The sequence below is a fragment of the Streptacidiphilus jeojiense genome, from assembly GCF_000719095.1.
In the GTDB taxonomy this organism is placed as follows: domain Bacteria; phylum Actinomycetota; class Actinomycetes; order Streptomycetales; family Streptomycetaceae; genus Streptacidiphilus; species Streptacidiphilus jeojiensis.
The window spans coordinates 1-24,258 of record NZ_JOEH01000013.1; the positions used below are offsets into that span (position 1 = coordinate 1).

Annotated in this window: 22 protein-coding genes and 1 pseudogene; 13 read left to right on the top strand and 10 right to left on the bottom strand. The window is 70.9% G+C overall.

The annotated features are described in order from the left end of the window. Positions 1 to 133: 133 nt before the first annotated feature. The 4 genes from IF29_RS0118330 to IF29_RS0118345 form a co-directional block, all read right to left on the bottom strand. Positions 134 to 736, bottom strand: a complete 603-nt coding sequence (locus IF29_RS0118330) for a histidine phosphatase family protein (RefSeq protein WP_030255913.1) — start codon at positions 734 to 736, stop codon at positions 134 to 136. 87 nt (positions 737 to 823) lie between these two features. Further along, positions 824 to 1,513 carry an NAD-dependent epimerase/dehydratase family protein gene (locus tag IF29_RS0118335; protein ID WP_030255917.1) on the bottom strand — a complete coding sequence of 230 codons (690 nt, stop codon included), beginning with the start codon at positions 1,511 to 1,513 and terminating at the stop codon, positions 824 to 826. After that, positions 1,510 to 1,752: a hypothetical protein gene (locus tag IF29_RS0118340; protein ID WP_030255920.1), complete on the bottom strand. Its 243-nt coding sequence runs from the start codon at positions 1,750 to 1,752 to the stop codon at positions 1,510 to 1,512. The genes IF29_RS0118335 and IF29_RS0118340 overlap by 4 nt, the downstream gene beginning before the upstream one ends. Further along, positions 1,749 to 2,084: a hypothetical protein gene (locus IF29_RS0118345; protein WP_157623810.1), complete on the bottom strand. Its 336-nt coding sequence runs from the start codon at positions 2,082 to 2,084 to the stop codon at positions 1,749 to 1,751. The genes IF29_RS0118340 and IF29_RS0118345 overlap by 4 nt, the downstream gene beginning before the upstream one ends. Positions 2,085 to 2,112: 28 nt before the next feature. Here IF29_RS0118345 and IF29_RS0118350 point away from each other — a divergent pair, with 28 nt between their 5' ends. Both IF29_RS0118350 and IF29_RS46895 read left to right on the top strand, forming a co-directional pair. Beyond that, positions 2,113 to 2,700: a helix-turn-helix domain-containing protein gene (locus IF29_RS0118350; protein WP_030255925.1), complete on the top strand. Its 588-nt coding sequence runs from the start codon at positions 2,113 to 2,115 to the stop codon at positions 2,698 to 2,700. 38 nt (positions 2,701 to 2,738) lie between these two features. Further along, entirely contained in the window at positions 2,739 to 2,885 is a 147-nt protein-coding gene (locus IF29_RS46895) for a DUF6126 family protein (protein ID WP_198037493.1), read from the top strand. 7 nt (positions 2,886 to 2,892) lie between these two features. On the opposite strand, the gene IF29_RS0118360 is transcribed toward IF29_RS46895, so the two are convergent. Next, positions 2,893 to 4,089: a permease gene (locus tag IF29_RS0118360; protein WP_030255927.1), complete on the bottom strand. Its 1,197-nt coding sequence runs from the start codon at positions 4,087 to 4,089 to the stop codon at positions 2,893 to 2,895. A 55-nt stretch (positions 4,090 to 4,144) separates the two neighbouring features. Then, positions 4,145 to 5,428 carry a Gfo/Idh/MocA family protein gene (locus tag IF29_RS0118365; protein ID WP_030255930.1) on the bottom strand — a complete coding sequence of 428 codons (1,284 nt, stop codon included), beginning with the start codon at positions 5,426 to 5,428 and terminating at the stop codon, positions 4,145 to 4,147. A gap of 109 nt (positions 5,429 to 5,537) precedes the next feature. Here IF29_RS0118365 and IF29_RS0118370 point away from each other — a divergent pair, with 109 nt between their 5' ends. Continuing rightward, the gene (locus IF29_RS0118370) at positions 5,538 to 7,292 is read left to right on the top strand and encodes a protein kinase domain-containing protein (RefSeq protein ID WP_157623811.1); all 1,755 of its coding nucleotides are present in this window, start codon (positions 5,538 to 5,540) and stop codon (positions 7,290 to 7,292) included. Positions 7,293 to 7,344: 52 nt separating this feature from the next. On the opposite strand, the gene IF29_RS0118375 is transcribed toward IF29_RS0118370, so the two are convergent. After that, the gene (locus IF29_RS0118375; protein WP_030255935.1) at positions 7,345 to 9,162 is read right to left on the bottom strand and encodes an ABC transporter ATP-binding protein; all 1,818 of its coding nucleotides are present in this window, start codon (positions 9,160 to 9,162) and stop codon (positions 7,345 to 7,347) included. Between the two features lie 169 nt (positions 9,163 to 9,331). Between IF29_RS0118375 and IF29_RS0118380 the strand changes: the two genes are divergently transcribed. From IF29_RS0118380 to IF29_RS46095, 4 genes are all read left to right on the top strand, one after another. Next, positions 9,332 to 10,384 carry a LacI family DNA-binding transcriptional regulator gene (locus IF29_RS0118380; RefSeq protein WP_030255938.1) on the top strand — a complete coding sequence of 351 codons (1,053 nt, stop codon included), beginning with the start codon at positions 9,332 to 9,334 and terminating at the stop codon, positions 10,382 to 10,384. 334 nt (positions 10,385 to 10,718) lie between these two features. Continuing rightward, positions 10,719 to 13,772, top strand: coding sequence for a galactose-binding domain-containing protein (locus IF29_RS49015; protein WP_030255941.1), 3,054 nt, complete (start codon positions 10,719 to 10,721; stop codon positions 13,770 to 13,772). Between the two features lie 158 nt (positions 13,773 to 13,930). Next, positions 13,931 to 15,229: a DUF1996 domain-containing protein gene (locus IF29_RS0118390; RefSeq protein ID WP_084714540.1), complete on the top strand. Its 1,299-nt coding sequence runs from the start codon at positions 13,931 to 13,933 to the stop codon at positions 15,227 to 15,229. A gap of 40 nt (positions 15,230 to 15,269) precedes the next feature. Then, entirely contained in the window at positions 15,270 to 15,806 is a 537-nt protein-coding gene (locus tag IF29_RS46095; protein ID WP_030255946.1) for a hypothetical protein, read from the top strand. A 14-nt stretch (positions 15,807 to 15,820) separates the two neighbouring features. On the opposite strand, the gene IF29_RS48530 is transcribed toward IF29_RS46095, so the two are convergent. Next, positions 15,821 to 16,549, bottom strand: a complete 729-nt coding sequence (locus tag IF29_RS48530) for a hypothetical protein (protein ID WP_157623812.1) — start codon at positions 16,547 to 16,549, stop codon at positions 15,821 to 15,823. 358 nt (positions 16,550 to 16,907) lie between these two features. After that, positions 16,908 to 17,783: pseudogene (locus IF29_RS49020) on the bottom strand (PKD domain-containing protein); the annotation flags it as partial. Here IF29_RS49020 and IF29_RS46905 point away from each other — a divergent pair. From IF29_RS46905 to IF29_RS0118420, 3 genes are all read left to right on the top strand, one after another. Next, positions 17,764 to 17,985 carry a hypothetical protein gene (locus IF29_RS46905; RefSeq protein ID WP_030255953.1) on the top strand — a complete coding sequence of 74 codons (222 nt, stop codon included), beginning with the start codon at positions 17,764 to 17,766 and terminating at the stop codon, positions 17,983 to 17,985. The pseudogene IF29_RS49020 and the gene IF29_RS46905 sit on opposite strands and share 20 nt — an antisense overlap. Positions 17,986 to 19,008: 1,023 nt before the next feature. Next, positions 19,009 to 19,593, top strand: coding sequence for a hypothetical protein (locus IF29_RS44435; protein WP_037595724.1), 585 nt, complete (start codon positions 19,009 to 19,011; stop codon positions 19,591 to 19,593). A gap of 5 nt (positions 19,594 to 19,598) precedes the next feature. Then, on the top strand, positions 19,599 to 20,393 hold the full coding sequence (locus IF29_RS0118420; RefSeq protein WP_063757531.1) for an RNA polymerase sigma factor: 795 nt from the start codon (positions 19,599 to 19,601) through the stop codon (positions 20,391 to 20,393). A 140-nt stretch (positions 20,394 to 20,533) separates the two neighbouring features. Here the strand turns inward: IF29_RS0118420 and IF29_RS0118425 are convergent, their stop codons facing one another. Further along, on the bottom strand, positions 20,534 to 21,379 hold the full coding sequence (locus tag IF29_RS0118425; RefSeq protein ID WP_030255961.1) for an SDR family NAD(P)-dependent oxidoreductase: 846 nt from the start codon (positions 21,377 to 21,379) through the stop codon (positions 20,534 to 20,536). 93 nt (positions 21,380 to 21,472) lie between these two features. Here IF29_RS0118425 and IF29_RS0118430 point away from each other — a divergent pair, with 93 nt between their 5' ends. From IF29_RS0118430 to IF29_RS0118440, 3 genes are all read left to right on the top strand, one after another. Next, the gene (locus tag IF29_RS0118430) at positions 21,473 to 22,018 is read left to right on the top strand and encodes a TetR/AcrR family transcriptional regulator (RefSeq protein WP_030255964.1); all 546 of its coding nucleotides are present in this window, start codon (positions 21,473 to 21,475) and stop codon (positions 22,016 to 22,018) included. A gap of 256 nt (positions 22,019 to 22,274) precedes the next feature. Then, a complete protein-coding gene (locus tag IF29_RS0118435; RefSeq protein WP_051725484.1) occupies positions 22,275 to 23,360 on the top strand; it encodes an alpha/beta hydrolase in 1,086 nt (361 codons plus the stop codon). 174 nt (positions 23,361 to 23,534) lie between these two features. Next, positions 23,535 to 24,254: a phosphatase PAP2 family protein gene (locus IF29_RS0118440; protein WP_380523301.1), complete on the top strand. Its 720-nt coding sequence runs from the start codon at positions 23,535 to 23,537 to the stop codon at positions 24,252 to 24,254. Positions 24,255 to 24,258: the final 4 nt, after the last annotated feature.

The window sequence follows — 24,258 nt, forward strand, 5'->3', positions numbered from 1 at the left end:
GTAGGAGAATAGGCGGGGGCTGGGGCCCGCGCGGCGGGGGGCGGGGGTCCGGGTGGGGGGGGGAGGCGGGGGGAGGGGGGGGCCTTGGGGCGGGTGCGGCGCGGGTGTGCGGCGGAGGGCGCGGCGCGTGGACTCAGCCGCGCGGGCGCTCGTTCCAGGCGGCCATGGCGTGCTTGCCGTGCTCGACGCCGAGCCGGCTGATCGTGCCGGTGGCCAGCATGAAGAGCGAGCCGTCGGCGGGCGGCAGCCCCAGGTAACGGGCGGTCACCACGCGCAGGAAGTGGGCGTGGGCGACCAGGACGACGTCCCCGCCGTCGGCCGCCCGGAGCTCCTTGTCGACCAGTGCGAGGACCCGGTCGGTGCGGGCGCCGATCTCCTCGGGCGACTCACCCGGGTGGCCCTCCGGGCCCGGCGGCACACCGTCCGTCCAGAGGTCCCAGTCCGGGCGGGTCCGGTGGATCTCGGCGGTGGTGATGCCCTCGTAGCCGCCGTAGTCCCACTCGTGCATGTCCTCGACGATGCGGGGGTTCTCCAGACCGGCCAGCTTCGCCGTGCTCCGGGCCCGGAGCATCGGGCTGCACAGCGTCACCGCGATCGGGTGCTCGGCCAGCATCCCCGCCAGCGCGCGGGCCTGCCGCTCGCCGTTGGGGGTCAGCGGCCGGTCGGTGTAGCTGGTGTGCCGCCCGGCCTCGCTCCAGTCGGTCGCGCCGTGCCGGACCAGGATCACATCGCCCATGCCGCTCATCACTCCCACGCGCTCTGACGTCAACCTCCGTCGATCTTCGCACGCCGGTAGGGCGGTGCGGCGGGCGAGGGCTGCCTCCTAGGCCGGGTGCTGCGCCGCGAGCCGGTTGATGGCGGCCGGGTCGAGGACGTGCGGGGTGTCGGCCGGGTCGACGGGGCCGGCGGTGGCCACCGCCAGCATGGCCCGGGCCAGCTGCTCGGTGCTGGTGACGTGGTTGGGCGCCAGGCGGCGGATCAGCGGGAGGACCGGGCCCAGCACGGTGTAGGCGATGCGGTAGAAACGCGTCTTGGACACCGCGCCGTGTAGCGGCTGGATGAACCCGGGACGGAACATGTGGGCCCGGAACGGCAGCCTGAGCAGCTCGTTCTCGGTACGGCCCTTGACCCGCGCCCACATCGCCCGCCCCTGCTCGGAGCTGTCCGTCCCGGCGCCGGAGACGTAGCAGAACACCAGCCCGTGGTTGGCCTCGGCGAGCGGGCGGGCCACGGCGAGGGTGAGGTCGTAGGTGATCGCCCGGTAGGCGTCCTCGCTCATGCCCGCCGCGGAGACGCCCAGACAGAAGAAGCAGGCGTCGTACTCCGCCAGTTCGTCGGCGACCGCGGACAGGTCGGCGGTGTCCGCCTGCACCAGCTCCCGCAGCTTGGCGTGCTCGACCCCGGTGCCGGTACGGCCGATCACCAGCACCCGCCCGACCCGCTCGTCCAACAGGCACTCGCGCAGCACGCCCTGGCCGACCATGCCGGAGGCGCCGAAGATGATGACGTTCATGGCGCAACCGTAGTGTCGTTGTCGTTGCGAGTACTGCAGGCCGCGGCATAGTTCGTCCGTGAGCGGCGACTCCGCAGATGGTGCAGAACCAGGGCCACAGCGATCCCCTCGACGAGTACGAGGTCGGCCACCCCGGTACGCCACCCGTCGGTCATGAAGGCCAGGAGGCTGTTGAGAGCCAGGCCGGTGACGGAAGCCAGCCCGAGAAATTCCCAGCGGCGAGCAGCGGTGCGGGTCATCGTTGCGCCTCCGAACTCAGGGCCGAGCTGCGACGCCGCTGTCGGCGCATGAACACGGTGAAGGCTGCGGCCCACGCAAGGGTGCAGATCAGGAACGCGTAAGGGTCGCCCGGCAGCAGGTCCGTCCACCCGAGCGCGATGTCGGCAACGGCGGAGGCGCCCAGGACCGCGACGCTGTACAACAGCCAGAGAATCAGCAGTTCCTGCCACCAGGGGCGAGCGAGTATCCAGGCCTTCACGGCGGACATCATGCCCGTCGTGCAGCCGTACGGCCAGGGCTCCGCGGTCGCTTGGACACCGCCTTTTGCCTCAGAGGCAAGATGCTTGCCCACGCCTCGCATCCGGTGTGACGCTGGTGCCATGGACATCACCGGTGAGGTGCCCGGGCTCGGGGCCCGGTTGCGGGAGCGGCGGCTGCGCAGTCGGCTGACGCTGGAGGCGGCGGCCGCACGGGTCGGGCTGTCGCCCGCGCACCTCTCCCGGCTGGAGACCTCCAAGCGCCAGCCCTCGCTACCGGTGCTGCTGGGCCTCTCCCGAGCGTACGGCGTCCCCGTCGAAGTCCTGCTGGGGGAGCAGAGCGAGGTGTCGCCGCTGGTCAGGGCACCGGTGCTGAGGGCGGGGGAGGGCGAGCCCACCGTGGCCGGGGGCTGGACCTACCGCCCGGCCGGGGTGCCGGGGCGTGCGATGCAGGCCCTGCGGGTGCACATCCCGGTACTGGTGCAGGACGCGGTGGTCCGGGTCCACCCGGGCGAGGAGTGGCTGTACGTCCTGGAGGGACGGCTGCTGCTCACCCTCGACCGCGAGCAGCACCTCCTCGCCCCCGGGGACTCCGCCCACTTCGACTCCATGCGACCGCACCGCCTGGTCGCCGAGGAGCAGCCCGGAGTCGAGCTGCTCTTCGTCCACACCCTGCTGCAGTCGCCGACCGCCGACCTCTGCATCCACTGAACCGCATCCACTGAACCGAACCGAAGGGATCGACCACCATGGCCACCACCCAGTACCCCGTCGAGGACGGCAGCACCCGGACCGAGCGCCGGGTCGGCATCCGCGTCTTCATCTACGTCATCGGCCTGCACGTGTTCGCCGGCTTCGCGATGCTGCTCTACTACGCGGGCCGGCACGGTAACTGACGCCTGCTCACATGTGGTGGTGGTCCATGGCGGTGTGGTCGTGGCCGGCGCTGTCGGGGGATTCCGGGGCGCCGCCCATCATGCGGAGCATCTGGCGGCCGCCGGTGCGGGCGAAGCGGTAGAGCAGGGCGGCGGCGAGGAGCAGGAAGGCGATGTTGAGCCAGGTGGTGTAGTTCCAGCTGACGCCGTCCATGGGGATCCTGGCCCGGGACTGGTCGGGGATCAGGCCCAGGCCGCCGAAGGCGAACTCGACCAGGTAGCCGGCCAGGACCATCGCGGCGTAGAAGGTGGCGGCCAGGAGCGCGGTCATCCGCAGGCCGTAGTACTTCCGGTAGATGTTCAGGATCGGCAGGATCAGCAGGTCGGCGAAGATGAAGGCGACCACGCCGCCGAAGCTGATGCCGCCCTTCCACAGCACCACCGCCAGCGGGACGTTGCCGATGGAGCAGACGAAGGAGAAGACCGCGACCAGCGGGCCGACGACCGGGCCCCAGAGCTTCGCGGCGAGCGGGTGGCCGTCGAAGAAGAAGGTGCGCCAGAAGCTGTCCGGGACCCAGGCGGCGATCGCCCCGGCGACCAGCAGGCCGACCACCAGGTCGCGCAGGATCGCCGCCCATTCCATGACGAAGACGTGCGCGACCGAGGTCCAGCCCTCGCGGGAGAGCAGCCGCCGGGCGAAGGACCCCTCGCCGCCGACGGACATGTCCATCGCGGCGTGGCCCTCCATCGAGCCGGCCCGGCCGTGGTCGGCCTGCTCGCGGGCCTCGCGGAGCAGCTTGTCCCGCAGGAACAGCCGGAACAGGACGGCGAGGACGACGATCATGATCGGGCCGCCGACGAACTCGGCCGCGGTGAACTGCCACCCCATCAGCAGGGCCAGGATCACGCCCAGTTCGACCACCAGATTGGTCGAGGCGATCTCGAAGGCCATCGCCGCGGTGAAGTTCGCGCCCTTGCGGAACAGTGAGCGGGCCAGCGCCACCGCGGCGTAGGAGCAGGAGGACGAGGCGGCGCCGAGCAGCGAGGCGACGGCCAGCGTGCGCGGACGGTCGTCGCCGAGCAGGCGGACGACGGTGGACTTGCGGACCACCGCCTGGACGACGGCCGAGAGGGTGAATCCCAGGATCAGGGCCCAGGTGATCTCCCAGGTCATGGCTCCGGTGATGGAGAGTGCATGGGTGAGGGCGTGCCAGAGGTCGTTCATCTCGCGCCGTCCGGGGTGAGTAGTCGCGTCAGGGTGTCTGCGTCCTGACGAACGACTATACCCCCCAGGGGTATTCCACGGTGCTGTTGTGACGGGCGCGCTCGGCCGCCCAGGCGGTCAGGTGCGCCTCCAGGCTGGTCTCCGGGTCGGAGTGGATCAGGGTGCGGTCGCCGCTGCTCACCGCGGCGAGGAAGGCGTCGACCAGGCGGTCGTCGGCGTCGCCGTGGCCGCCGGCGGCGCTGTCGGGGTCGGTCTCGAAGGAGTGGACGGTGCCGGCGCCGGTGCGGAAGTCGGTGACGGTGGCGGTGGTGCCGTCGCCCTCCAACTGGCCGTGGGTGCCGAAGATCCGGGTGCGGCGCGGCCCCATCGCGGTGAACGCGGTCATGGTGAAGGAGGCGGTGGTGCCGCCCTCGTACTCCAGGTTCACCACCTGGTGGTCCACCACGTCGTTGTCACAGCCGTAGACGCAGCGCCCGTACGGGCCCTCGCGGAGCGCCTGGAGCACGCCGTCCGGAGTCCGCTCCGCGGTGACCACCGACAGCGGCCAGTGCAGCCGGCCCTCCTCGCCGTCGGCGAGGCTCTCGGCCAGGACCCGGAGGTAGAGCCGGGGCGCGGAGTACGGGCACTGCGGCTCGACCGGGCAGTCGAGGCAGTTGTCGGCGGCGCCCTCCGGCCGGTGCTCCGGGCGGAAGTGCCGCAGCCCGCCGAACGAGGAGACCTTGTGCACCCGGCGGCCGACGATGAACGACAGCCAGTCCAGGTCGTGCCCCGACTTGGCCAGCAGCATCGGCGTGGCCCGGTCCTCGCGGCGCCAGTTGCCGCGGACGAACGAGTGCGCCTGGTGCCACCAGCCGACCGGCTCCAGGTGCTGCACGGAGACGATCTCGCCCAGCAGGCCCGACTGGACGATGGCCCGCACCCCGGCGGTGTAGGCGGTGTAGCGCAGCACATGGCAGACCGCCAGCAGCACGTCCGCCTGCCGCACCGCCTCGACGATCCTACGGGCGTCGGCCTCGTTGGTGGCCATCGGCTTCTCCAGCAGGATGTGCAGGCCGGCGGCGGCGAAGGCGAGGGCGGGTTCCACGTGGTCGGCGTCCTGGGTGGCGATGACCACCGCGTCCGCCCCGACGCCGGCGGCGGCCAGGTCGCGCCAGTCGGCGAAGGCCGCCGCTGCCGGGTGCTCGCGGGCGGCCTCGCCGGCCCGGCGCGGATCGGGATCGGCGAAGCCAGTGACCACGGCACGGCCGGTACCGACGGCGTAGCGGGCGTAGCCGCTGCCGCGCGAGCCCGCGCCGACGATCAACAGGCGAACCGGGGACGACTCCTGAGTCGATGTCATGAACCGGAGTATCGCGCCGCAGCCCGGCGCCGGGCAGGGGGCACGCCAAGTCGGCGCTTCGCGGCCCGCTGTGAGTGATCCTCAGTTCGGTGTCGTAGGGTGTCGGGCTGTGACGGGGAACAGGGGGAGCCGGCTCGATCTCGCCGGCAGCGGGGCCGAGCCGCTGGAGACGGACGATCCGGCTGCTGTCGGGACGATTCCACTGCTCGGCAGACTGGGGTCCGGCGGTATGGGCCGGGTCTACCTGGGCGTGGTCGACGGCCGGTACGCGGCGGTCAAGCAGGTGCTGCCGCACCTCGCCGAGGACGAGAACTTCCGGCGGCACTTCGGCCACGAGCTGGACAATCTCGCCCGGCTGCCGGCCGCGGCCAGTGCGCCGCTGCTGGCCGGCGACCGGGAGGCCCGGCCGCCGTGGTTCGCCACCGCCTACATACCCGGCATCACCCTGACCCAGGCACTGGCCCTGAACGGCGGTGCGCTGCCGATCGACGCCTTGTGGCTGCTGCTGCGCGGGGCGGCGGCAGGACTGCGGATGGTGCACGCGCTGGACATGGTGCACCGGGACCTCAAGCCGTCCAATGTGATGCTGACCCCGGACGGTGTCAGCCTGATCGACTTCGGCATCGCCCGGGCCGCTGACCAGAGCCGGCTCACCCAGAGCGGTGTGGCGGTCGGCACGCCCGCCTACATGTCCCCGGAACAGGCCAACGCGACCGGGAAGTTGACCGGCGCGACCGATGTCTTCGCGCTGGGCTCGCTGATTGCCTACGCCGCCACCGGGCGGCCGCCGTTCGGGGACGGCTCCGGAGTGGGGCTGCTCTACCAGATCGTGCACGGCGAGCCGGACCTCGCGGCAGTGCACGCGGTGGACCCCGAACTGGCCGAGACCGTCGCTGCCTGTCTGGACAAGAACCCGCAGGCACGCCCCACCGCGGAGCGGCTGCACCGCCTCGCGGACGGCAAGGTCGCCTCACCCGCCCCGGGTTGGCCGCAGCCGGTCGTGGAGCTGCTGGCCCAGCGGGCAGCCTTCGCCGCCACACCACCGGATCGGCACGTCCTTCCCGTGCCGTCCCCGACCCTGCCGAATTCCGGATCGAATTCCGGGTCGAACGCCGGGCCGGGGGCCGCGCCGGAGGAACAGCCCACCTCGGTCCGGCGTCGCCGCCGCTCCAGGCGCCTGCTGCTGTTCGTGCTCCCAGTGGTCGTGGCCGCCGCAGCCGTCCTCACCGTGGAGCTCCTGCCGCAGGTCACCCAGGCCCAGACCGCGGGCGGCGCGCCGACCGCCTCGGGACCGGGCTCATCGTCCTCGGCCCCGGCCACTGTCGGCTCCACGGCCTCGGCCTCCGCAGGCGGGTCCGCTTCCAGCACCGCATCCGCCGCCGCGGGCGCCTCCTCGTCGGCGGCGCCGACCTCCTCCGGGTCCAGCACGGGCGGTGGCACCGCAGGGAGCGGTGGCAGCAGCGGTTCCGGCTCGAAGGGTTCCACCAAGGCCGCCACCCAGCCCGCGTCGGTGACCGCCACCACCGCGAAGGCGACCGCCGCAACCACCACGGCCGCAGCCTCGCCGACGAAGACGATGGGGGCCGAGTGCGTGCTGACGCCGGGGGCGACCACGTGCAGCAGCAACAACCCGACGGTCCAGGTGCAGGCGCAGGAGCCGGGCGGCTGCACCTACACGGCCACCATCACCTGGGGCGACGGCTCCACCACGTCATCCGACTTCCCCGGCAGTTCCGCCCCCATCACGATCGCCACCCACCGCTACTCGGCGAAGGGCACCTACTCGCTCAACGCCGAAGCTGTCACGGACAGCGGTTTCTGCCTTGCCAACGGCGGCAGCGGTACGTTCACGCTGACCTCCTGAGGCCGGCAGACCCTTCCGGAGAAACCGGCCGGGGTCGGGCGGCCCGCTCCGGTCACGCCGCCGGCTCCAGGGTGCTGTCCCGGGAGACCAGGGCCGCGTAGTGGCCGCCCAGGGCGAGCAGCTCGTCGTGGGTGCCGTGCTCGGCAATCCGGCCCTCGTCCAGGACCACGATCTGGTCGGCGTCGCGGACCGTGGACAGCCGGTGGGCGATGGTGATGGTGGTGCGGCCGGCCGAGAGGGTGTCCAGCGCCTGCTGGACGGCCTGCTCGGTCTGGGTGTCCAGGGCGCTGGTGGCCTCGTCCAGGACCAGTACCGGCGGGTCGCGCAGGATGGTGCGGGCGATGGCCAGCCGCTGCTTCTCGCCGCCGGAGAAGCGGTAGCCGCGCTCGCCGACCATCGTCTCGTAGCCGTCCGGCAGCGAGGCGATGTGGTCGTGGATCTGGGCCGCGCGGGCCGCCTCGTACAGCTCCTCGTCGGTGGCGTCGGGCTTGGCGAAGCGCAGGTTGTCCGCGACCGAGGCGTGGAACAGGTAGGTCTCCTGGGAGACCACGCCGACGGTCTCGGCCAGCGAGGCGAAGCTGAGGTCGCGCACGTCGGTGCCGTCGATCAGCACCCGGCCCGAGGTCACGTCGTAGAGCCGGGGGACCAGGTAGCTGAGGGTGGTCTTGCCTGAGCCGGTCTCGCCGACGACGGCCAGGCTGGTGCCGGCCGGGACGGTGAGCTCGATGTCGTCCAGGGTGGGTCGGGTCCCGCTGCCGGGCTCGTAGCTGAAGCCCACGTGGTCGAAGCGGACCTCGCCGGCGCCCGAGCTGCGGGTGACCGGGTCGGGGCGTTCGGTGATGTCCGGGACCAGGTCCAGGTACTCGAAGATCCGCTGGAACAGCGCCAGCGAGACCTGCACCGCGACGCCGACCTGGAGCAGCTGCACGGTGGGCCGGAACAGGCTCTGCTGCAGCGAGGTGAAGGCGACCAGGGTGCCGATGGACACCGCGGTGGTGTGGCCGGAGCCGCTGGTCAGGCCGGCCGCCCAGTAGATCACCGCGGGCATCGCGGCCATCACGATCTGGATGGTGGACTGCCGCCAGCGGCCCGCCATGTCGGCGCGGACCTCCAGGTCGGCCAGGGCGTCGGACTCGCGGGCGAACTCGTCGCTGAGGCCGCGGGAGCGGCCCATAGTGCGGCCGAGCAGGATGCCGCTGACGGACAGCGACTCCTGCATGATCGAGGAGATCGCCGCGAGCTGCTTCTGCCGCTCGGTGGCGATCTTGCGGCGCTCGTTGCCGACCCGCCGGCTGATCCAGACGAACAGCGGGAGCAGCAGCAGCGAGACGATGGTGAGCTTCCAGTCCAGGGCCACCATGGCGACCACGGTGGCGACCACCGTGGTGAGGCTGGAGACCAGCGCGGTCGCGGTGCTGGTCACGGTGGACTGCATGCCGCCGATGTCATTGGCGATCCGGGACTGCACCTCGCCGGTGCGGGTGCGGGTGAAGAAGGCCAGCGGCATCCGCTGCAGATGGGCGTAGACGCTGGTGCGCAGGTCGTGCATGACCCGCTGGCCGACGCTGGTGCTGAGGTAGGTCTGCAGCACGTTGAAGACGGAGTTGGCGACCGCGACCGCGATCATGCCGAGGGCCAGCAGGCTCAGCAGGCCGGTGCGGCCCTGCGGGATGGCGGTGTCGAGGACGGCGCGCAGCAGGAACGGCGAGGCCACCGAGACCAGCGAGGAGAGGCCGACGAACGCGCCGACGGCGATCAGCTTCCCGCGGTAGGGGCGGAACAGGCGCAGGATGCGGCGCAGCTGCACGGGTGCTTTGGGGGCGCCCGGCTTGCGGGCGGGTGGAGTCCAGTCGGGACCTGGGGTGCGCATGGGCGGCTCCGGGAAGTAGGGAGGACGGGCTTGCTTCCTCCCGTCCAACGGAGCATAGCTCATCTTTATTCCGGCTAATAGTGAGTTAGGCTCAGTGATGCCTCCGGTGGAACCCGGCGGTTGCCGGAAGGGGGTGGAGAGCGCTCTCCGGTTCTGTTATAAACACGGCATGGACGAGCCCCGCAGCGCCGCCGCCGGAACCGCTCCGACTCTGGAGGACGTGGCCAGGGTGGCCGGTGTCTCCCGGGCCACGGTCTCCAGGGTGGTCAACCGCACCCGCAATGTCGACCCCGCGATCCAGGAGACGGTGCGTCAGGCCGTCGCCGCGGTGGGCTACGTGCCCAACGGCGCGGCCCGCTCGCTGATCACCCGGCGGAGCGGATCGGTGGCGCTGGTGGCCTCCGGCGCGGGGGAGGGGCAGGAGGAGGAGTTCCGCACCCGGTTCTTCACCGACCCCTTCTTCAGCCGGGTGGTCAACGGGGTGATGGGCTTCCTGCGGCCGCGCGGGATGCACCCGGTGCTGATGCTGGCCGAGACCGAGGAGGCCAGGGCGGAGGTCATCGCCTATCTGCGGCAGCGCAGCGCGGACGGGGCGCTGGTGGTCTCCACCCACGCCGACGACCCGCTGCCGGAGCAGCTGGTGGCGGCCGGCCTGCCCGCGGTGCTCTTCGCCCGGCCGGCCCGGCCGGTCCCGATCGGCTTCGTGGACCTGGCGCACCAGGAGGGCGCTCGGCTGGCCGCCGACCGGCTGGTCGGCCAGGGCTGCCGGCGGGTGGCGGTGATCTCCGGGCCGCTGGACATCCGGGCGGCGCGGGAGCGCCAGGACGGCTTCCTGGAGGCGATGGCCCGGCACGGCGAGCCGCTGGTGCCGACGGCCGAGGGGAACTTCACCCAGGCCAGCGGGGAGGCCGCGATGCAGCGGCTGCTGCTGGAACGGCCGGACCTGGACGGGGTGTTCGCCGCCAACGACCTGATGGCGCAGGGGGCGCTGCACATCCTGCGCGAGCACGGGCGGCGGGTTCCTGAGGACGTCCGGGTGGTCGGCTTCGACGACAGCAGCGCAGCGGTGGCCAGCCGCCCGGCGCTGACCACGGTGCGGCAGCCGGTGGAGGAAATGGCGGCGGAGATGGCGCGGCTGCTGCTGGACCGGATCGAGGGGCGGGCGGACGGGCCGAGGTCGGCGGTGTTCGACCCGGTGCTGGTGGTGCGGCAGTCCGGCTGAGTGGCTGGGTGGAACCGCTGGTCGGAGGGCCCGCCCTCCGCTCCGGGCGGGGAGGCACCCCCGCCCGGAGCGTCCTCCAAGGGAATGGAGAGCGCTCTCCATCCGGCTCAAGATTCCGTATTCCGGTGCGGTCCGTCAAGGGCTGTGACACGGTTGCCGTGTCCTGAATGTCTGCTAATGCAGCCAGTTATGACGGCCGCTCAGTACCGGAACACCCTCTTCTGACAAAACTCTTGACGACCGTGAAACAAGAGCGCAACCATCGCCCGATGGGAGAGCGCTCTCTGGGTGAGCGCTCTCCGAACCTCAGACCCGCCCCCTGTCAGGAGTCCTCATGGGAGCCCCACCCCTAGGTTCCGCGCGCACCGTGCTGAGAACGGCGGCGCTGGCCGTCGTCGCGCTCTCGCTGTTCTTCTACGCCCTGGTCGCTGGGCCGATCACGGCCCGTGCGGCCGACACCCTGCTCTCCCAGGGCAAGCCGGCCACCTCGTCGTCCACCGAGACCACCGGCGCCGGGCTGGCCGCGGCCAACGCCGTGGACGGCAACACCGGCACCCGCTGGGCCAGCGCCTGGAGCGACCCGCAGTGGCTGCAGGTCGACCTCGGCAGCAGCTACAGCATCGACAAGGTCGTCCTGAACTGGGAGAACTACGCGACCGCGTACCAGATCCAGGTCTCGAACGACGGCAGCAACTGGACCAGCATCTACTCCACCACCACCGGTGCCGGCGGCACCGAGACCCTGAACGTCAGCGGCACCGGCCGCTACGTCCGGATGTACGGGACGGTGCGGGAGAACGGCTACGGCTACTCGCTGTGGGAGTTCCAGGTGTACGGCCTGGCCTCCTCGGCGACCCCGACGCCGACCGCCACGCCCACGCCGACCCCGACGCCCACGCCGACCGCCACCGGGACCACCCCGCCCGGCAACTGGACCACCGTCTGGAGCGACAACTTCGCCGGCGGCTCCGGCAGCGCGCCCTCCTCGGCCAACTGGATCACCGACACCGGCACCCAGTACCAGAACGGCTCGGCCAACTGGGGCACCGGCGAGGTCGAGACGGACACCAACAGCGCCGCCAACGTCGCGGTCGACGGCAGCGGCCACCTCAACCTCACCGCGGTCAGGGACGGCAGCGGCAACTGGACCTCGGGCCGGGTGGAGACCCAGCGCAGCGACTTCGCCGCGCCCGCCGGCGGCCAGCTGATGATCTCCGCCTCCGTCAAGCAGCCCAACCCGGCCAACGGGCTGGGCTACTGGCCCGCCTTCAAGGCGGTCGGCGCCCAGTACCGCAGCGACATGACCACCTGGCCGCAGATGGGCGAGAGCGACATCCTGGAGGACGTCAACGGCCGCAGCCAGCTCTCGGCGACGCTGCACTGCGGGACCGCGCCCAACGGCAACTGCAACGAGTACAACGGCATGACCAGCGGACTGGCCAGCTGCACCAACTGCCAGACCGGGTACCACACCTACACCGAGATCATCGACCGCACCCAGTCGGACGAGCAGATCCGCTACTACCTGGACAACCAGCAGGTGTGGCAGGTCAACGAGTCCCAGGTCGGCGTCGCCACCTGGCAGGCGGCCGTGGACCACGGCTTCTACCTGGTCGCCGACCTGGCCATCGGCGGCTCCTACCCCAACGCGGTCTGCGGCTGCACCTCGCCCAGCAGCGCCACCAGTTCCGGCGGCACGCTGAGCATCGGCGCGGTCACGGTGTCCACCACCACCGGCACCCCGCCCACCCCGCTGACCGACCCGGCGGTGCCGACCGGCGCCAGCAACGTCCACGTCACCGGCTCGCAGGGGAACTGGCAGCTCAGTGTCAACGGGGCGCCGTACCAGGTCAAGGGCGTCACCTGGGGCCCGTCCACGGACACCGCCGCCGCCCATATGCGGGACCTGAAGTCACTGGGCGTCAACACCGTCCGCACCTGGGGCACCGACGGCACCACCCAGCCGCTGCTGGACGCGGCCGCAGCGTACGGGGTCAAGGTGATCAACGGCTTCTGGCTGAATCAGGGCGCCGACTACGTCAATGACACCGCGTACAAGACCAGCACCCTCAACTCCATCGTGGCCTGGGTCAACGCCTACAAGAACGACCCGGCGGTGCTGATGTGGGACGTCGGCAACGAGGTGATCCTGACCACCCAGGACCACTACACCGGCGCCGCGGTCGAGCAGCAGCGGATCGCCTACGCCCAGTACGTGGAGCAGATCGTCCAGGCCATCCACGCGGCCGACCCCAACCACCCGGTGACCTCGACCGACGCCTACACCGGCGCCTGGCCGTACTACAAGCAGTACACCCCGGACCTGGACCTCTACGCCGTCAACTCCTACGGCGCGGTGTGCAGCGTCAAGACCGACTGGGTCAACGGCGGTTACACCAAGCCCTACATCGTCACCGAGTCCGGCGACTCCGGGGAGTGGGAGGTCCCCAACGACGCCAACGGCGTGCCCACCCAGCCCACCGACGTGCAGATGCGGGACGGCTACACCAGCGCCTGGAACTGCATCTCCGGCCACACCGGGGTCTCCTTCGGCGGGACCCTGTTCAACTACGGCCAGGAGAACGACTTCGGCGGCATCTGGTTCAACCTGATCCCGGAGGCCTGGAAGCGGCTGGCCTACTACGCGGTGGCCAAGGACTACGGCGGCACCCCGCAGCAGAACACCCCGCCGGTGATCAGCAGCATGACGCTGAGCAACACCACCGCGGTGCCGTCCGGCGGCACCTTCACCGTCAACGCCAACGCCACCGACCCGGACGGCGACCTGATCCGCTACAACCTGATGTACACCAGCAAGTACGTGGACGGCGGCACCGGGCTGCAGCAGGTGACCTTCACCCAGACCGGCAACGGGCAGTTCACCGCCACCGCGCCGAAGACCCTGGGCGTCTGGAAGGTCTACGTCTACGCCTACGACGGCCACGGCAACGTCGGGGTGGAGACCCGCTCGTTCAAGGTGGTCGCGCCGCCGGTGAGCGGGACCGACGTGGCCAAGGGCAAGCCCACCACGGCCTCCTCCTTCCAGACCGCCAACGGCAACTTCACCCCCGGCCAGGCCACCGACGGTGACTGGACCACCCGTTGGGCCAGCAACTGGGACGACGCCGAGTGGCTGCAGGTGGACCTCGGCCAGACCACGGCGATCCACCACGTCCAACTCGGCTGGGAGGCCGCGTACGGCAAGGCGTACCAGGTCCAGGTGTCCAACGACGGCACCAACTGGACCACGGTCTACTCCACCACCACGGGCACCGGCGGCGTCGACGACTTCGACGTCTCCGGGTCGGGCCGCTACGTGCGGCTGAACCTCACCCAGCGCGGCAGCGCCTACGGCTACTCGCTGTACGAGTTCGGCGTCTACGCCTGAGGCAGGCGCTGCGGCTGCGATACCAACCCACCCACCAGGAGGTCTTCATGAAAGTCCGTCACCGGACCCGCTCCGGGTCCAGGCGGCTGCCGCCGCGCAGGACGGCGCTGCCCGTCGTGCTCGCGCTGCTGCTGTCGCTGATCGGCCTCGGCGCCTCGATGGCCGGGGCCAGCGCGGCCACCGGGACGCTGATCTCGCAGTCGCGTCCGGTCGTCGCCTCGTCGCTGGAGAGCGCCAACTTCCCGGCCGGCGCGGTCGTCGACGGCGACCCGACCACCCGCTGGGCCAGCGCCTGGAGCGACCCGCAGTGGATCCAGATCGACCTGGGCGGCACCGCCACCGTCAACCAGGTCGAACTGGACTGGGAGGCGGCGTACGCCAGCGCCTACCAGATCCAGACCTCGCCGGACGCCAGCACCTGGACGTCGATCTACTCGACGACCACCAGCACCGGCGGCAACCAGGTGCTGAACGTCAGCGGGACCGGACGCTACATCAGGATGCTGGCCACCGCGCGCGGCACCCAGTACGGCTACTCGCTCTACGAGTTCAAGGTGTACGGCTCGGTGACGCTCAGCGGCACCGGCTACGTCCTCGCTGACCCGCCGGTCACCGGGGTCACCCCGTCCACCTATGTGCCGCCGAACGCGTACTTCCACGAGTTCCAGGCGCAGTGCAGTGCCAACCACGTGCTCCCGGACGACCCGATCGTCTTCCCCGGGCAGCCCGGCGCCTCGCACCTGCACACCTTCATGGGCAACACCAGCACCAATGCGGCCACCACCGAGGCCTCGCTGCAGGCCGGCGGCACCACCTGCATGGCGCCCGGTGACAAGTCCGGCTACTGGATGCCGACCCTGCTCAACGGGACGACCCAGGTCCTGCCGGTCGGCACCCAGACCATCTACTACAAGTCAGGAGTGATCGACTACACCAGCGTCCGGCCGTTCCCGACCGGGCTGCGCTTCCTGGTCGGCAGCCCGGCTGCGACCGCCACCCAGTTCTCCACCGACCCCGGCTGGGTCTCCGGCTGGGAGTGCGGCAACAGCTACGGGAACATCGACATCCCGCCGAGCTGCCCGGCCGGCAGCGAGCTGGATATCCGCTACCAGGCTCCCAGTTGCTGGGACGGGATCCACCTGGACACCCCGGACCACAAGAGCCACATGGCCTACCCGATCAACGGCGTCTGCCCGGCCGACCACCCGGTCGCCGTGCCGATGATCGAGTTCAAGATGGCCTTCCCGGTGAACGGCGACATGTCGCAGGTGCACCTGTCCAGCGGTCGCGGATTCTCCTTCCACTACGACTTCTACAACGGATGGGACACCGCGACCCTGGCCGCGATGGTCACCCACTGCATCGTCGGCGGACTGCAGTGCGACGACCGCGGCTACGACCAGAACCAGCCGCAGAAGGGCGCGGTACTGAACGACCAGTACATGCTCCCTTCCTGACGAACCGACAGTAGTTGTGCCCCCACTGGGAGGAACCGGCATGAACCGACGAACGGGCCACCTGGTGGGGGCCGCCCTGCTGTTGCTCACCGTGGCGGGGTGCGCTTCGGCGCGCCCCGCCACATCCGCGACGCCCTCGGCTTCGGCCGTGGCGGGACCCTCCTCCGCAGCCAGGATCGTCTGCGCGACCGAGGCCCAGGAGGACATCTCGGGCGCCCTCGGTACCGACACTACCGAACCGGTCAGCCCCACCTGGAAGGACCGGCTCTACTCCTGCCGCTACGTCTACCGCGACGGCTCCATGCTGCTCTCGGTCAAGGACCTGCCGGACGGCGCCGCCACCCGGGCCTGGTTCGACGGCCTGAGGCAGGCGGCCCCCGGCGCCACCCCGCTCACCGGCCTGGGCGACGCGGCCTTCGCCGAGCCGGACGGGACGGTGGTGCTCCGCAAGGACGCCACCGTGCTCACCGTGGACGTCAGCGCGCTCCCGCCCACCTTCGGCAAGCCGGTCCGGCCGCGCGCGTCGGCGGCCAGGACCGTCGCCACCACGGTGCTGATCTGCTGGAAGGAGGGGTAGCGGATGACGGTCGGTCAGGGGGCGTAGTAGCCCTCCAGGTCGGCGACCACGTTGGTGGTGCCGGTGTAGTTGTAGATGCTGATGTACCCGCTGGCGCTGACGGGGATCAGGGCGAGGGTGGGGACGGTCTCGCCGGCGGTGAAGTTGAGGGTCGAGTTGGTGTGCAGGGGGGTGCCCAGGGCGTAGGTGGTGAGGTAGCCCCCGGCGCTGGCCCCGGTGGCGGTGAGGTTGACCAGGACAGCGGTGGCCCCTGCGGGGACGGTGCCGGTGCCGGAGACCTTGAGGTCGAGCCGCTTGTTGGTACCCAGGACGCCGGCCGCGACACCGGTGCCGTTGCGGGTGTCGAGGATGCGGGTGGGGGTGGTGGGGGTGAAGGGATTGCCCATCGCGTAGCTGGGGATGGTGGCATCGGTGAAGGATCCGACGAGGTCGACCAGGACCTGGGTCTTGCCGGTGCTGTTGTAGACCTTGATGCTGCCGTCGGAGGCGACCGGGACGATGACGAGGTTGGAGACGGTCTGCCCGGCGGCGAAGTTGACGGTGGAGATGGTCGGTCGGGCGGCGTCGCCCGAGTAGACGGTCAGGTAGCCGCCGGTGGTGGGTGCGGTGGCGGTGACGCGCAGCGCCGCGTAGGTGGTGGGCTGGTCGCCGTCGACCGGAAGGGTGATGGTCTGTCCGGCGCTGAGCGGGCCGGTGTGGACGGTGTTGCTCTGCCGGGTGTCCAACAGCCGATCCTGGATCATGCTGGCATAGCTGGCGCCGGCCGAGTTGGTGTTGGTGGTGTAGTAGCCCTGGAGGTCGGCGATGAGGTGGACGGCTGCGCCGGGGCTGGCGGTGAGGGCGATGGTGCCGTCGGCGGCGACGGGGCGCGGTCGCGGTCAGGTTGAGTACCACGGCGGTGACGCCGGTGGCGGGGACGCCGTGGGCGCCGGTGACCTTGAGGTTCAGGGTGCCGCCGGCCGGAACGATGGCCTTGGTGGCGCCGGTGCCGTTGCGGGTGTCCAGGATGCGCACCGGTCCGGCGGGGACGTAGGAGCTGCCGACGGTCACCGGTTGGGTGGTGGTGAGCGTGGCGCCGGTGTAGTCGGTCTCGGTGGCGGTGACGGTGTAGCGGCCCGGGGTCGTGTAGGTGTGGCTGGTCTGGCCGAGGGTCGTGGAGTCGGTGACGGGGGTGCCGTCGCCGAAGTCGATGCGGGTGTCGGTGATCTGCCAGGCGTCGGTGGAGCCGGTGGTGTCCGCGGTGACGGCAAGCGGGGTGGCGGGGGTGCGGGTCAGCGTCAACTTCGGGGTGAACGGGGTCGGGGCGGTGACGGTGGGGCTGGCGTAGAAGCTGGCGATGGTTCGGCCGTCGGAGGTTGCGGTCACCTTGATGATGTCGCCGCCCTTGGGGGTGGCGGTGGTGTAAGTGTGGGTGGCGGTGGAGCTGTCGGTGGTGACAGGAGTGCTGCCGTCGCCGAAGTCGAAGGTGTACGAAACCGCAAAGCCCCAGGGGTTGTGCACGGTGGCGGTCGCAGTCACGTTCAGCGGGTACGGGCCCTGCCCCGGGGTCAGCGCGAAGCTGGTGAAGGTAATGGGGTCGGGGTACTCCCATGCACCGCGATCCATGGTGCCGTCTCCGGTACCGGTGTTGGCCACCAGAGGGTCGTCCACTCTGGCATCGCCGCGGTAGTCGAGTGCGGGCGCGTCGGTGGCGGTGGCGTCTGCGGAGTCGATGGCGGGGGAGCCCTCAGAGGGGGCGTAGGTGGTGAGCAGGGGGTCGGCGTCCAGGTCGTGGGCGCCCTGGCCGGTGACGGTGTTCAAGGATGCGGGGTCGGTGTAGGCGGTGTCCGCCCATTCGTACGGGGACACGCCAGCGGCGGGGTGGACCACGTTGTAGTCCAGTGTGGTGCCGGTAGTGGCGGCGGCGTCCACGCTGATCTGGGCGGTGTCGGTGGTGGGTGGGCAGTAGGAGGAGGTGGTGGTCTCCGAGCTGACCATGGTGATGATGTTGTTCGCCAGGGTGGATCCGGTGGAGGCACCGGCCAGGTGGACGGTGTCGGTGCATCGGTCCAGGACGGTGTCGTTGACCAGGACGGTGCCCGGCGCATCGGTGGCGGTCACCGCCGAGCCGCCGAGGGTGGCGTTGATGACGTCGTCGGACAGCACGGTGCCGCTGACGCCCGCTCCGATGCTGACCTGATGGAAACTGGCCTGGGAGATCAGGTCACGGGTCAGTGTGACCTGGCTGGTGTTGCCGGACAGGACGATGTCCGGTGCGGTGCTGTACCCCGTGCCTGGCGAACCCAGCATGCCGTTCTGGACGGTGATCCGGTTGGAGTCGGTGATTGCCAGTGCGGTCCCGGAGTTGAGGAGATCGAACTTCCCGTTGATGACGATGTCGTGCGCGCCAGTGATGGTCAGGGCCGGGCCGGTGCTCGGTTCCAGCTCCGCTGGGAGGCTCGTGGTAGGTGCAGTGGTGAAGGTGATGGGCGCGTCGGGCGTGCCCGAGTGGGTCAGGGTGACCGCGCCGGTGTACATCATCGGGGCGATCTGCACGGTCTGTCCGGGCAGGACCTGGTCGGCGGCGGCCTGGATGGTGCACAGCGGGTCTGCGGCGGTGGCCGGACCGGTGTCGGAGCAGCCAGTCGTGGCTGAGGGGTTGACGTACAGGGTGGTGCTGTCGGCGTTGGCCGCAGGGCTGGCCAGGGTGAGGCCGGCGCCGGTCAGGGCCAGGACGGTGGAGACGGCCAGGGGACGAAAACGCATCGAGGACTCCGGGAGGAAGGCACTGGTGCACCGGTGGGTAGCTGAGAGAAAGTCGGCATGCCACTTGCGGGTTATGCGTACTTTCATTTGCGAGAGACTGGCTGACTGGTTGCCGGTCGACAGCCCCCCGGAGACAGGATTGACACAGCATCCTGCTAGTCACGGTACTGTCGAGCATGCTGGTGGCCAGCGGAGATGCAAAGGATCACAGTATTGCGCGGCTCGCGTGTGCGGGGGTGTCCCATGTGTCCGCCTCTCCAGCTATTTGACGATTCTTCAACCTTGCTTTCTTTCTGTGCTCTTACTCTTTCTGCCTCGCGTGGGCACATGGGAATGGATTCGATATTCCTGTGAAATGCATGTGCACCCCCCTGAGTCGCGCCCTTGGCGGGCTGACCGGTTGCCGCGTGAGTATGCTCCGGCGCGCGGGTGGCGCAGTTGAGAGTGGGGGCATGGCGTGACGATGGATGACGGGGGAGCCTCGCCGGATGCGTGCGGGAGCATCGTGTTGTCGAGGGACAAGGGCGGTTACCGGGATGTGCTTCGGCGTTATGCGGTGCTCGTCGACGGCGTTCAGGTCGGGCTGATCGGACGGGGGCAGACGCTGCGTCTCGCTGTACCTGCCGGGGAGCATCGGCTTCAGCTCAAGATTGACTGGTGTTCGAGCGTGCCGCTGACCGCCGTCGTCGAGGCCGGCGAGGACGTCTGCTTCGTCTGTGCGCCGGGAGGTGAGGCGGCCGAGGCGGTCGGCGCCGTGACCGCGGGCATGGACGCCTACATCACCTTGCGGCAGGCGAAGGACGTGCCCGCCGTGGTCAGTGCCCCGCTGAGTTGGGCGGCCCGGTTTCGGCTGGGGGCCGCATTCGGCTTCTTCGGCGGTGCTCTCGTCCTCGTCGGAGCCGGGGTCTGGCACCTCACCGGTGTGGCGCCCGGCGCGGACAATGCAGTCGGACTGGCGAGTCTGCTCTTCACCCTGGCCTGCATGATCGCCTTTCGGACCGGCGAACCCAGGAAGACCGGCCGGCGGGATCGGGACGGCTGAGGGTTGTGGATGTCGACGCGCAGGTGGATGTGGATCTCGTGCAGGCCGCTCGGGGCGGTGAGGTGGCGGCTGTTGGGCTGCTGATTGAGCGGCATGGTGCGGGGATGCGGGCGGTGGCGGTGAGTCTGCTCGGGCCGGGGGCGGATGTTGAGGACGTGTTGCAGGATGCGGCGCTGATCGCGTTGCGGCGGGTCGCTGAGGTGCGTGATCCCGAGGCGGTCGGGGCGTGGCTGCGGATGGTCGTGCGGAACTGCTGCCGGGCCTTGCTGCGGCAGAGGCGGGCGGTCGGGTCCGTCGGGGAGTGGGTTCCGGTCCCGGACGACGCTGCGCATCCGGAGCGGTGGCTGGAGCGGAACGCGATGCGGGACTGGGTGTGGGAGGCCGTGGAGCGGCTCTCGCCGACCCTGCGGTTGCCGCTGGTGCTGCGGCACTTCAGCGAAGGGGTGACCTCGTACGACGACATCGCCCGGGCCTGCGGTGTTCCGGTGGGGACGGTGCGGAGCAGGCTCAGTCAGGCGCGGGCCAGGCTCTGCGAGGAGTTGGCCGGTATTGCGAGCGCTGCGCACGGCGATGCCTCGGGGCTGGCGGAGGCCAGCCGGCGGCAGGCGGGGGAGACCCTGGCGGCGGCGGAGCAGGGTCGGTTCGAGGCGTTTGTCGCGGAGCGCTGGACGGCTGACGTGGACCTGTACGTCGGTGCCCAGCGGCTGGGCGGGCGTGAGCTGCTGGTCCGCGGGATGGAGGGGGATCTCGCCGACGGGGTTCGCCAGCGTCCGGTCAACATCGTCGCGAGCCGTCTTTGAGGACAGCGGCCACTTCGCGCACATCGAGGAGCCGGAGCGCTTCGCCGGGGTCGTCGTGGGCTTCGTGGCCGCCCGGACAGCTGACGCCGGTCCGGCTCCGGTCGAGGGCTGAGACCTCGGGACACCGGGCCGTGGGGGTCTCAGCCGAAGGCCTTCCGGGCCAGCTCGTCCCAGGCCTCCCACTCCTCGATCCGCCTGGCGTACTCGGCGCGCATCAGCGGTAGCGGCTGGTCGCCGAAGAAGAGGCGCAGCGGCGGCTCCTCGGCGTCGACGACCGCCAGGATCGCCTGGGCGGTGGCCCTGGGGTCGCCGCGCCGGGGCGAGGCGCTGACCGGCAGGTTGGCCCGGAAGTCCGCGTAGGCCGGAGACTCCGGGGCCCGCACGGCCGAGGGGCCCTGCCAGTCGGTGGCGAATCCGGCCGGCTCGACCAGGGTCACCTTGATTCCGAACGAGCGGACCTCCATCGCCAGGCTGCTGGTCATGCCCTCCAGGCCCCACTTCGAGGCGTGGTAGACCCCCAGCCCGGGCAGGGAGAACACGCCGCCGACCGAGGACACCTGGACGATGTGCCCGTGGCCCTGGCTGCGCAGCACCGGCAGCGCCGCCTGGGTCACCCAGAGCGGGCCGAGCAGGTTGGTGTCGAGCTGCCGTCGCGCCTGCTCCTCGGTCACCTCCTCGACCATGCCGAACAGCCCGTAGCCGGCGTTGTTGACGACCACGTCGAGCGTGCCGAACCGGGCCCGGGCGCTCTCGACGGCGGCGAAGGCGGCCTCCCGGTCGGTGACGTCGAGCTCGATCGGCAGGACCGCGTCGCCCCAGGCCTCGACGAGCGGGGCGAGGGTGCTGATGTCGCGGGCGGTCGCGGCGACCGAGTCGCCGCGCTCCAGCGCCGCCTCCGTCCACACCCGGCCGAAGCCGCGCGAGGCCCCGGTGACGAACCAGGTCTTTGTTGTGGCGGTCTTGGATGTCGCGGTCTTGGATGTCATGACGACAACCTCCTTGAAGTAACCTTGTGGTTACTTGTCTACTCTGGGGCCCAATGGTTGTCAAGAACTAATTGGTTACCTATGATCGAAGGCATGGCACGTGATCCTGACCTGACCCGGGAGAAGCTCCTCCTCGCTGCGACCGCCGAGTTCTCCGCCCATGGCGAGGCCGGCGCGCGGATCGACCGCGTCGCCGCACAGGCCGGCGTGAACAAGCGGATGATCTACGCGTACTTCGGCAACAAGGAGGGGCTGCTGGCCGCGGTCCAGGAGCACTCCCTCGGCGAGCTGCTGGAGGCGGTCCCGCTCACCGCCGACGACCTGCCCGGCTACGCGGGGCGGCTCTTCGACTTCCTGATCGACCATCCGGAACGGCACCGGATCGCCCTGTGGCGGACCCTGGAGGGCTCGCCGTCCACGGAGGCGGAGGAGCGCTCCACCGCCGAGAAGCTGGCGGTGCTGTCGACGGCCCGGGAGCACGACGCCGGTCTCGATCCGGCGTCGCTGCTGGTGTTCATCATGGCGCTGGTGCGGGCCTGGCCCAGCACCTACGGCGCGCTGGCCCGGCCCACCTTCGCGGACGCCGCGGCGCAGCGGGCCGCCGTGGTGGAGGCGGTGCGCCGGCTGACCGCGCCCTGACGGGGCGTCGGCTGCCGGCCACCTGCTTGGAGCAGCGCGGGGGAGGGTCTCGCGGCGGCCATTGAAACCGCTCTGACCTGCTGTTTTGTCGGCTCGTGGCGGACCGTCAGGAACAATCTGACCATGCGTCCGAAAGGCCGCCGGGAGAGGTTTGGCTGACGGCGTCCACCCGCGCAGCCGATCTTGAGGTTGGGTTTTCGCCACGACGGACAGCATCCGACTGCCACAGCGGTTGAACGCACCCGGAGGGTGACGCATGGCCCTGAACGGTTCTCCGTTCCTCGTCGCGACCATCGTGTTCGCACTGGTACTGACCCTGCTCACGCTGGTGGTCTGGAACAGGCTCCCCGGCCCGAAGGCGGTCAGGGTCGGCGTCCGGCTGCTGATGCTGGCGGTGACCCAGGGTGCGGCGGTGCTGGTGGTGCTGGTGTGCGTGAACAACAGCTACGCCTTCTACGACTCCTGGTCGGACCTGATGGGGACGCAGACCGGGGCGGCGTCGTTCGAGGACGGGACCGCGGGCGTCCGGCAGAGCTCGCTGAGCGCCGCGATGCCGGTGCTGGCCAGCTTCCACACCGGATCCCAGGGGCTGCAGGTGGCCGACCCGATCGGGCCGCGGTCGCACATCCACGGACAGCTGCTGGTCTGGCTGCCGCCGGAGTACGACGACCCGGCCCATGCCGGCGAGCGCTTCCCGGTGGTGGTGCTGCTGCCGGGGCAGCCGGGCACGCCGATGTCCTGGTTCGACGCCATGAACGGGCAGGACGAGTTGGCCCGGCTGGTCGAGGCGCACCAGGCCCGGCCGATGATCCTGGTCGCGGCCAAGTCGAACACCCTCGGCACCGACGACGCCGGCTGCGCCGACCTCCCCGGCGGGCCCAAGACCGACACCTGGCTCGCCAAGGATGTCCCGGCGATCGTCAAGAGCCGGTTCCGGGTGTCCAACGACCCCTACGACTGGTCGGTGATGGGCTACTCGGCGGGCGGGTACTGCGCCACGGACCTGGCGGTGCACCACCCCGGCGTCTACCACTCCGCGGTCAGCATCTCCGGCTACAACGCCCCCGAGGCCCCGGCGGTGACCGACCACCCCGCGCTGACCAGGGCCAACAACCCGCTGCTGGTGCTACGCCGGACCGCCCGTCAGCCGGACATCGCGCTGCTGCTCACCGGCAGCCTGCAGGACGGTGACACCGTGTCGGACGCCCGCGCCCTGGTCGGCGCGCTGCGGGCGCCGGCCAGCGGGGACGTGGCCACGGTGGCCCGCGGCGGCCACAACATGGACGTCTGGCAGGAGATGCTGCCGACCGCCTTCCAGTGGATCTCCCGGCACCTGCGCTGAGCCGACCGCCCGCGCCCGGCGCGAGGGGAGCCCACCGGTAAGAGTTCGGCTATGCGATTCCCTCTCCGGCCGCAACCCGTCCGACGGCTGCGGTTCTGACGTACCTTTGCGCAGGGGGTGGTGCCACGGCCGCGGCGCACGGGATGACGTCGACGGTCCGGACGGGAGCGGGAGTTGATTCGTATCCGGCAGGCGGACATCCGGCAGGCGGAGGGCGACGACGTGCGTGGGCGGGGGACCGGCCGGCCGGAGCGCCCGGTGCACCCGGCGCTCCCCCCGGCGCTGCGCACCTGGCTGGGGCTGGTCGCCGGCCTCGCCGCGCTGGTGGTCGCGGTGCTCGGGGTCTGCTACGCCGACCACCACCGGCCCGGGGCGGCGGACGCCTGGATCCGGTCGGCGGTGGTCGGTCCGCAACCCCGGGGGCTGTCCGTCGCCCTGGACCTGGACGCGATGGGGGAGCCCACCGGGGCGGTGACGCTGGTCGTGGCGGTGGTGCTGGTGTGCCTGCTGCTGCGCCGTCCGCGCGCGGCGGTGCTCGCCGCGGCCGGGACCGGCCTGGCCGTGGTGTCGACGAGCCTGCTCAAGCACGTGGTGGGACGCACCATCAACGGTGCGAACCTGTCCTACCCCAGCGGACACACCGCCTTCGCCACCGCCCTCGCCCTCGTGGTGGCGCTGCTGGCGGCCGAGTGGTTGGGCGCGCTGGCCGGCGGCCTGTTGGTGCTCACGGCGGCGCTGGTGGCGGGCGCCGCCATGGGCTGGGCACAGGTCGCCCTGGACGCGCACTACCCGACCGACGTCCTCGGCGGCTGGTGCGCCGCGCTGGCGGTGGTGCCGGCGACCGCGTGGCTGGTGGACAGGACCATCGACTTCGGTCGCCGGGAGCGGCGCTGACGGG

Excerpts from the sequence above, each read along its gene's own strand:
- IF29_RS0118330 (WP_030255913.1), bottom strand. The coding sequence starts at position 736 with ATGGGCGATGTGATCCTGGTCCGGCACGGCGCGACCGACTGGAGCGAG.
- IF29_RS0118335 (WP_030255917.1), bottom strand. The coding sequence starts at position 1,513 with ATGAACGTCATCATCTTCGGCGCCTCCGGCATGGTCGGCCAGGGCGTG.
- IF29_RS0118340 (WP_030255920.1), bottom strand. The coding sequence starts at position 1,752 with ATGACCCGCACCGCTGCTCGCCGCTGGGAATTTCTCGGGCTGGCTTCC.
- IF29_RS0118350 (WP_030255925.1), top strand. The coding sequence starts at position 2,113 with ATGGACATCACCGGTGAGGTGCCCGGGCTCGGGGCCCGGTTGCGGGAG.
- IF29_RS46895 (WP_198037493.1), top strand. The coding sequence starts at position 2,739 with ATGGCCACCACCCAGTACCCCGTCGAGGACGGCAGCACCCGGACCGAG.
- IF29_RS0118360 (WP_030255927.1), bottom strand. The coding sequence starts at position 4,089 with ATGAACGACCTCTGGCACGCCCTCACCCATGCACTCTCCATCACCGGA.
- IF29_RS0118365 (WP_030255930.1), bottom strand. The coding sequence starts at position 5,428 with ATGACATCGACTCAGGAGTCGTCCCCGGTTCGCCTGTTGATCGTCGGC.
- IF29_RS0118375 (WP_030255935.1), bottom strand. The coding sequence starts at position 9,162 with ATGCGCACCCCAGGTCCCGACTGGACTCCACCCGCCCGCAAGCCGGGC.
- IF29_RS0118380 (WP_030255938.1), top strand. The coding sequence starts at position 9,332 with ATGGACGAGCCCCGCAGCGCCGCCGCCGGAACCGCTCCGACTCTGGAG.
- IF29_RS49015 (WP_030255941.1), top strand. The coding sequence starts at position 10,719 with ATGGGAGCCCCACCCCTAGGTTCCGCGCGCACCGTGCTGAGAACGGCG.
- IF29_RS0118390 (WP_084714540.1), top strand. The coding sequence starts at position 13,931 with ATGGCCGGGGCCAGCGCGGCCACCGGGACGCTGATCTCGCAGTCGCGT.
- IF29_RS46095 (WP_030255946.1), top strand. The coding sequence starts at position 15,270 with ATGAACCGACGAACGGGCCACCTGGTGGGGGCCGCCCTGCTGTTGCTC.
- IF29_RS48530 (WP_157623812.1), bottom strand. The coding sequence starts at position 16,549 with ATGATCCAGGATCGGCTGTTGGACACCCGGCAGAGCAACACCGTCCAC.
- IF29_RS0118425 (WP_030255961.1), bottom strand. The coding sequence starts at position 21,379 with ATGACATCCAAGACCGCGACATCCAAGACCGCCACAACAAAGACCTGG.
- IF29_RS0118430 (WP_030255964.1), top strand. The coding sequence starts at position 21,473 with ATGGCACGTGATCCTGACCTGACCCGGGAGAAGCTCCTCCTCGCTGCG.
- IF29_RS0118435 (WP_051725484.1), top strand. The coding sequence starts at position 22,275 with ATGGCCCTGAACGGTTCTCCGTTCCTCGTCGCGACCATCGTGTTCGCA.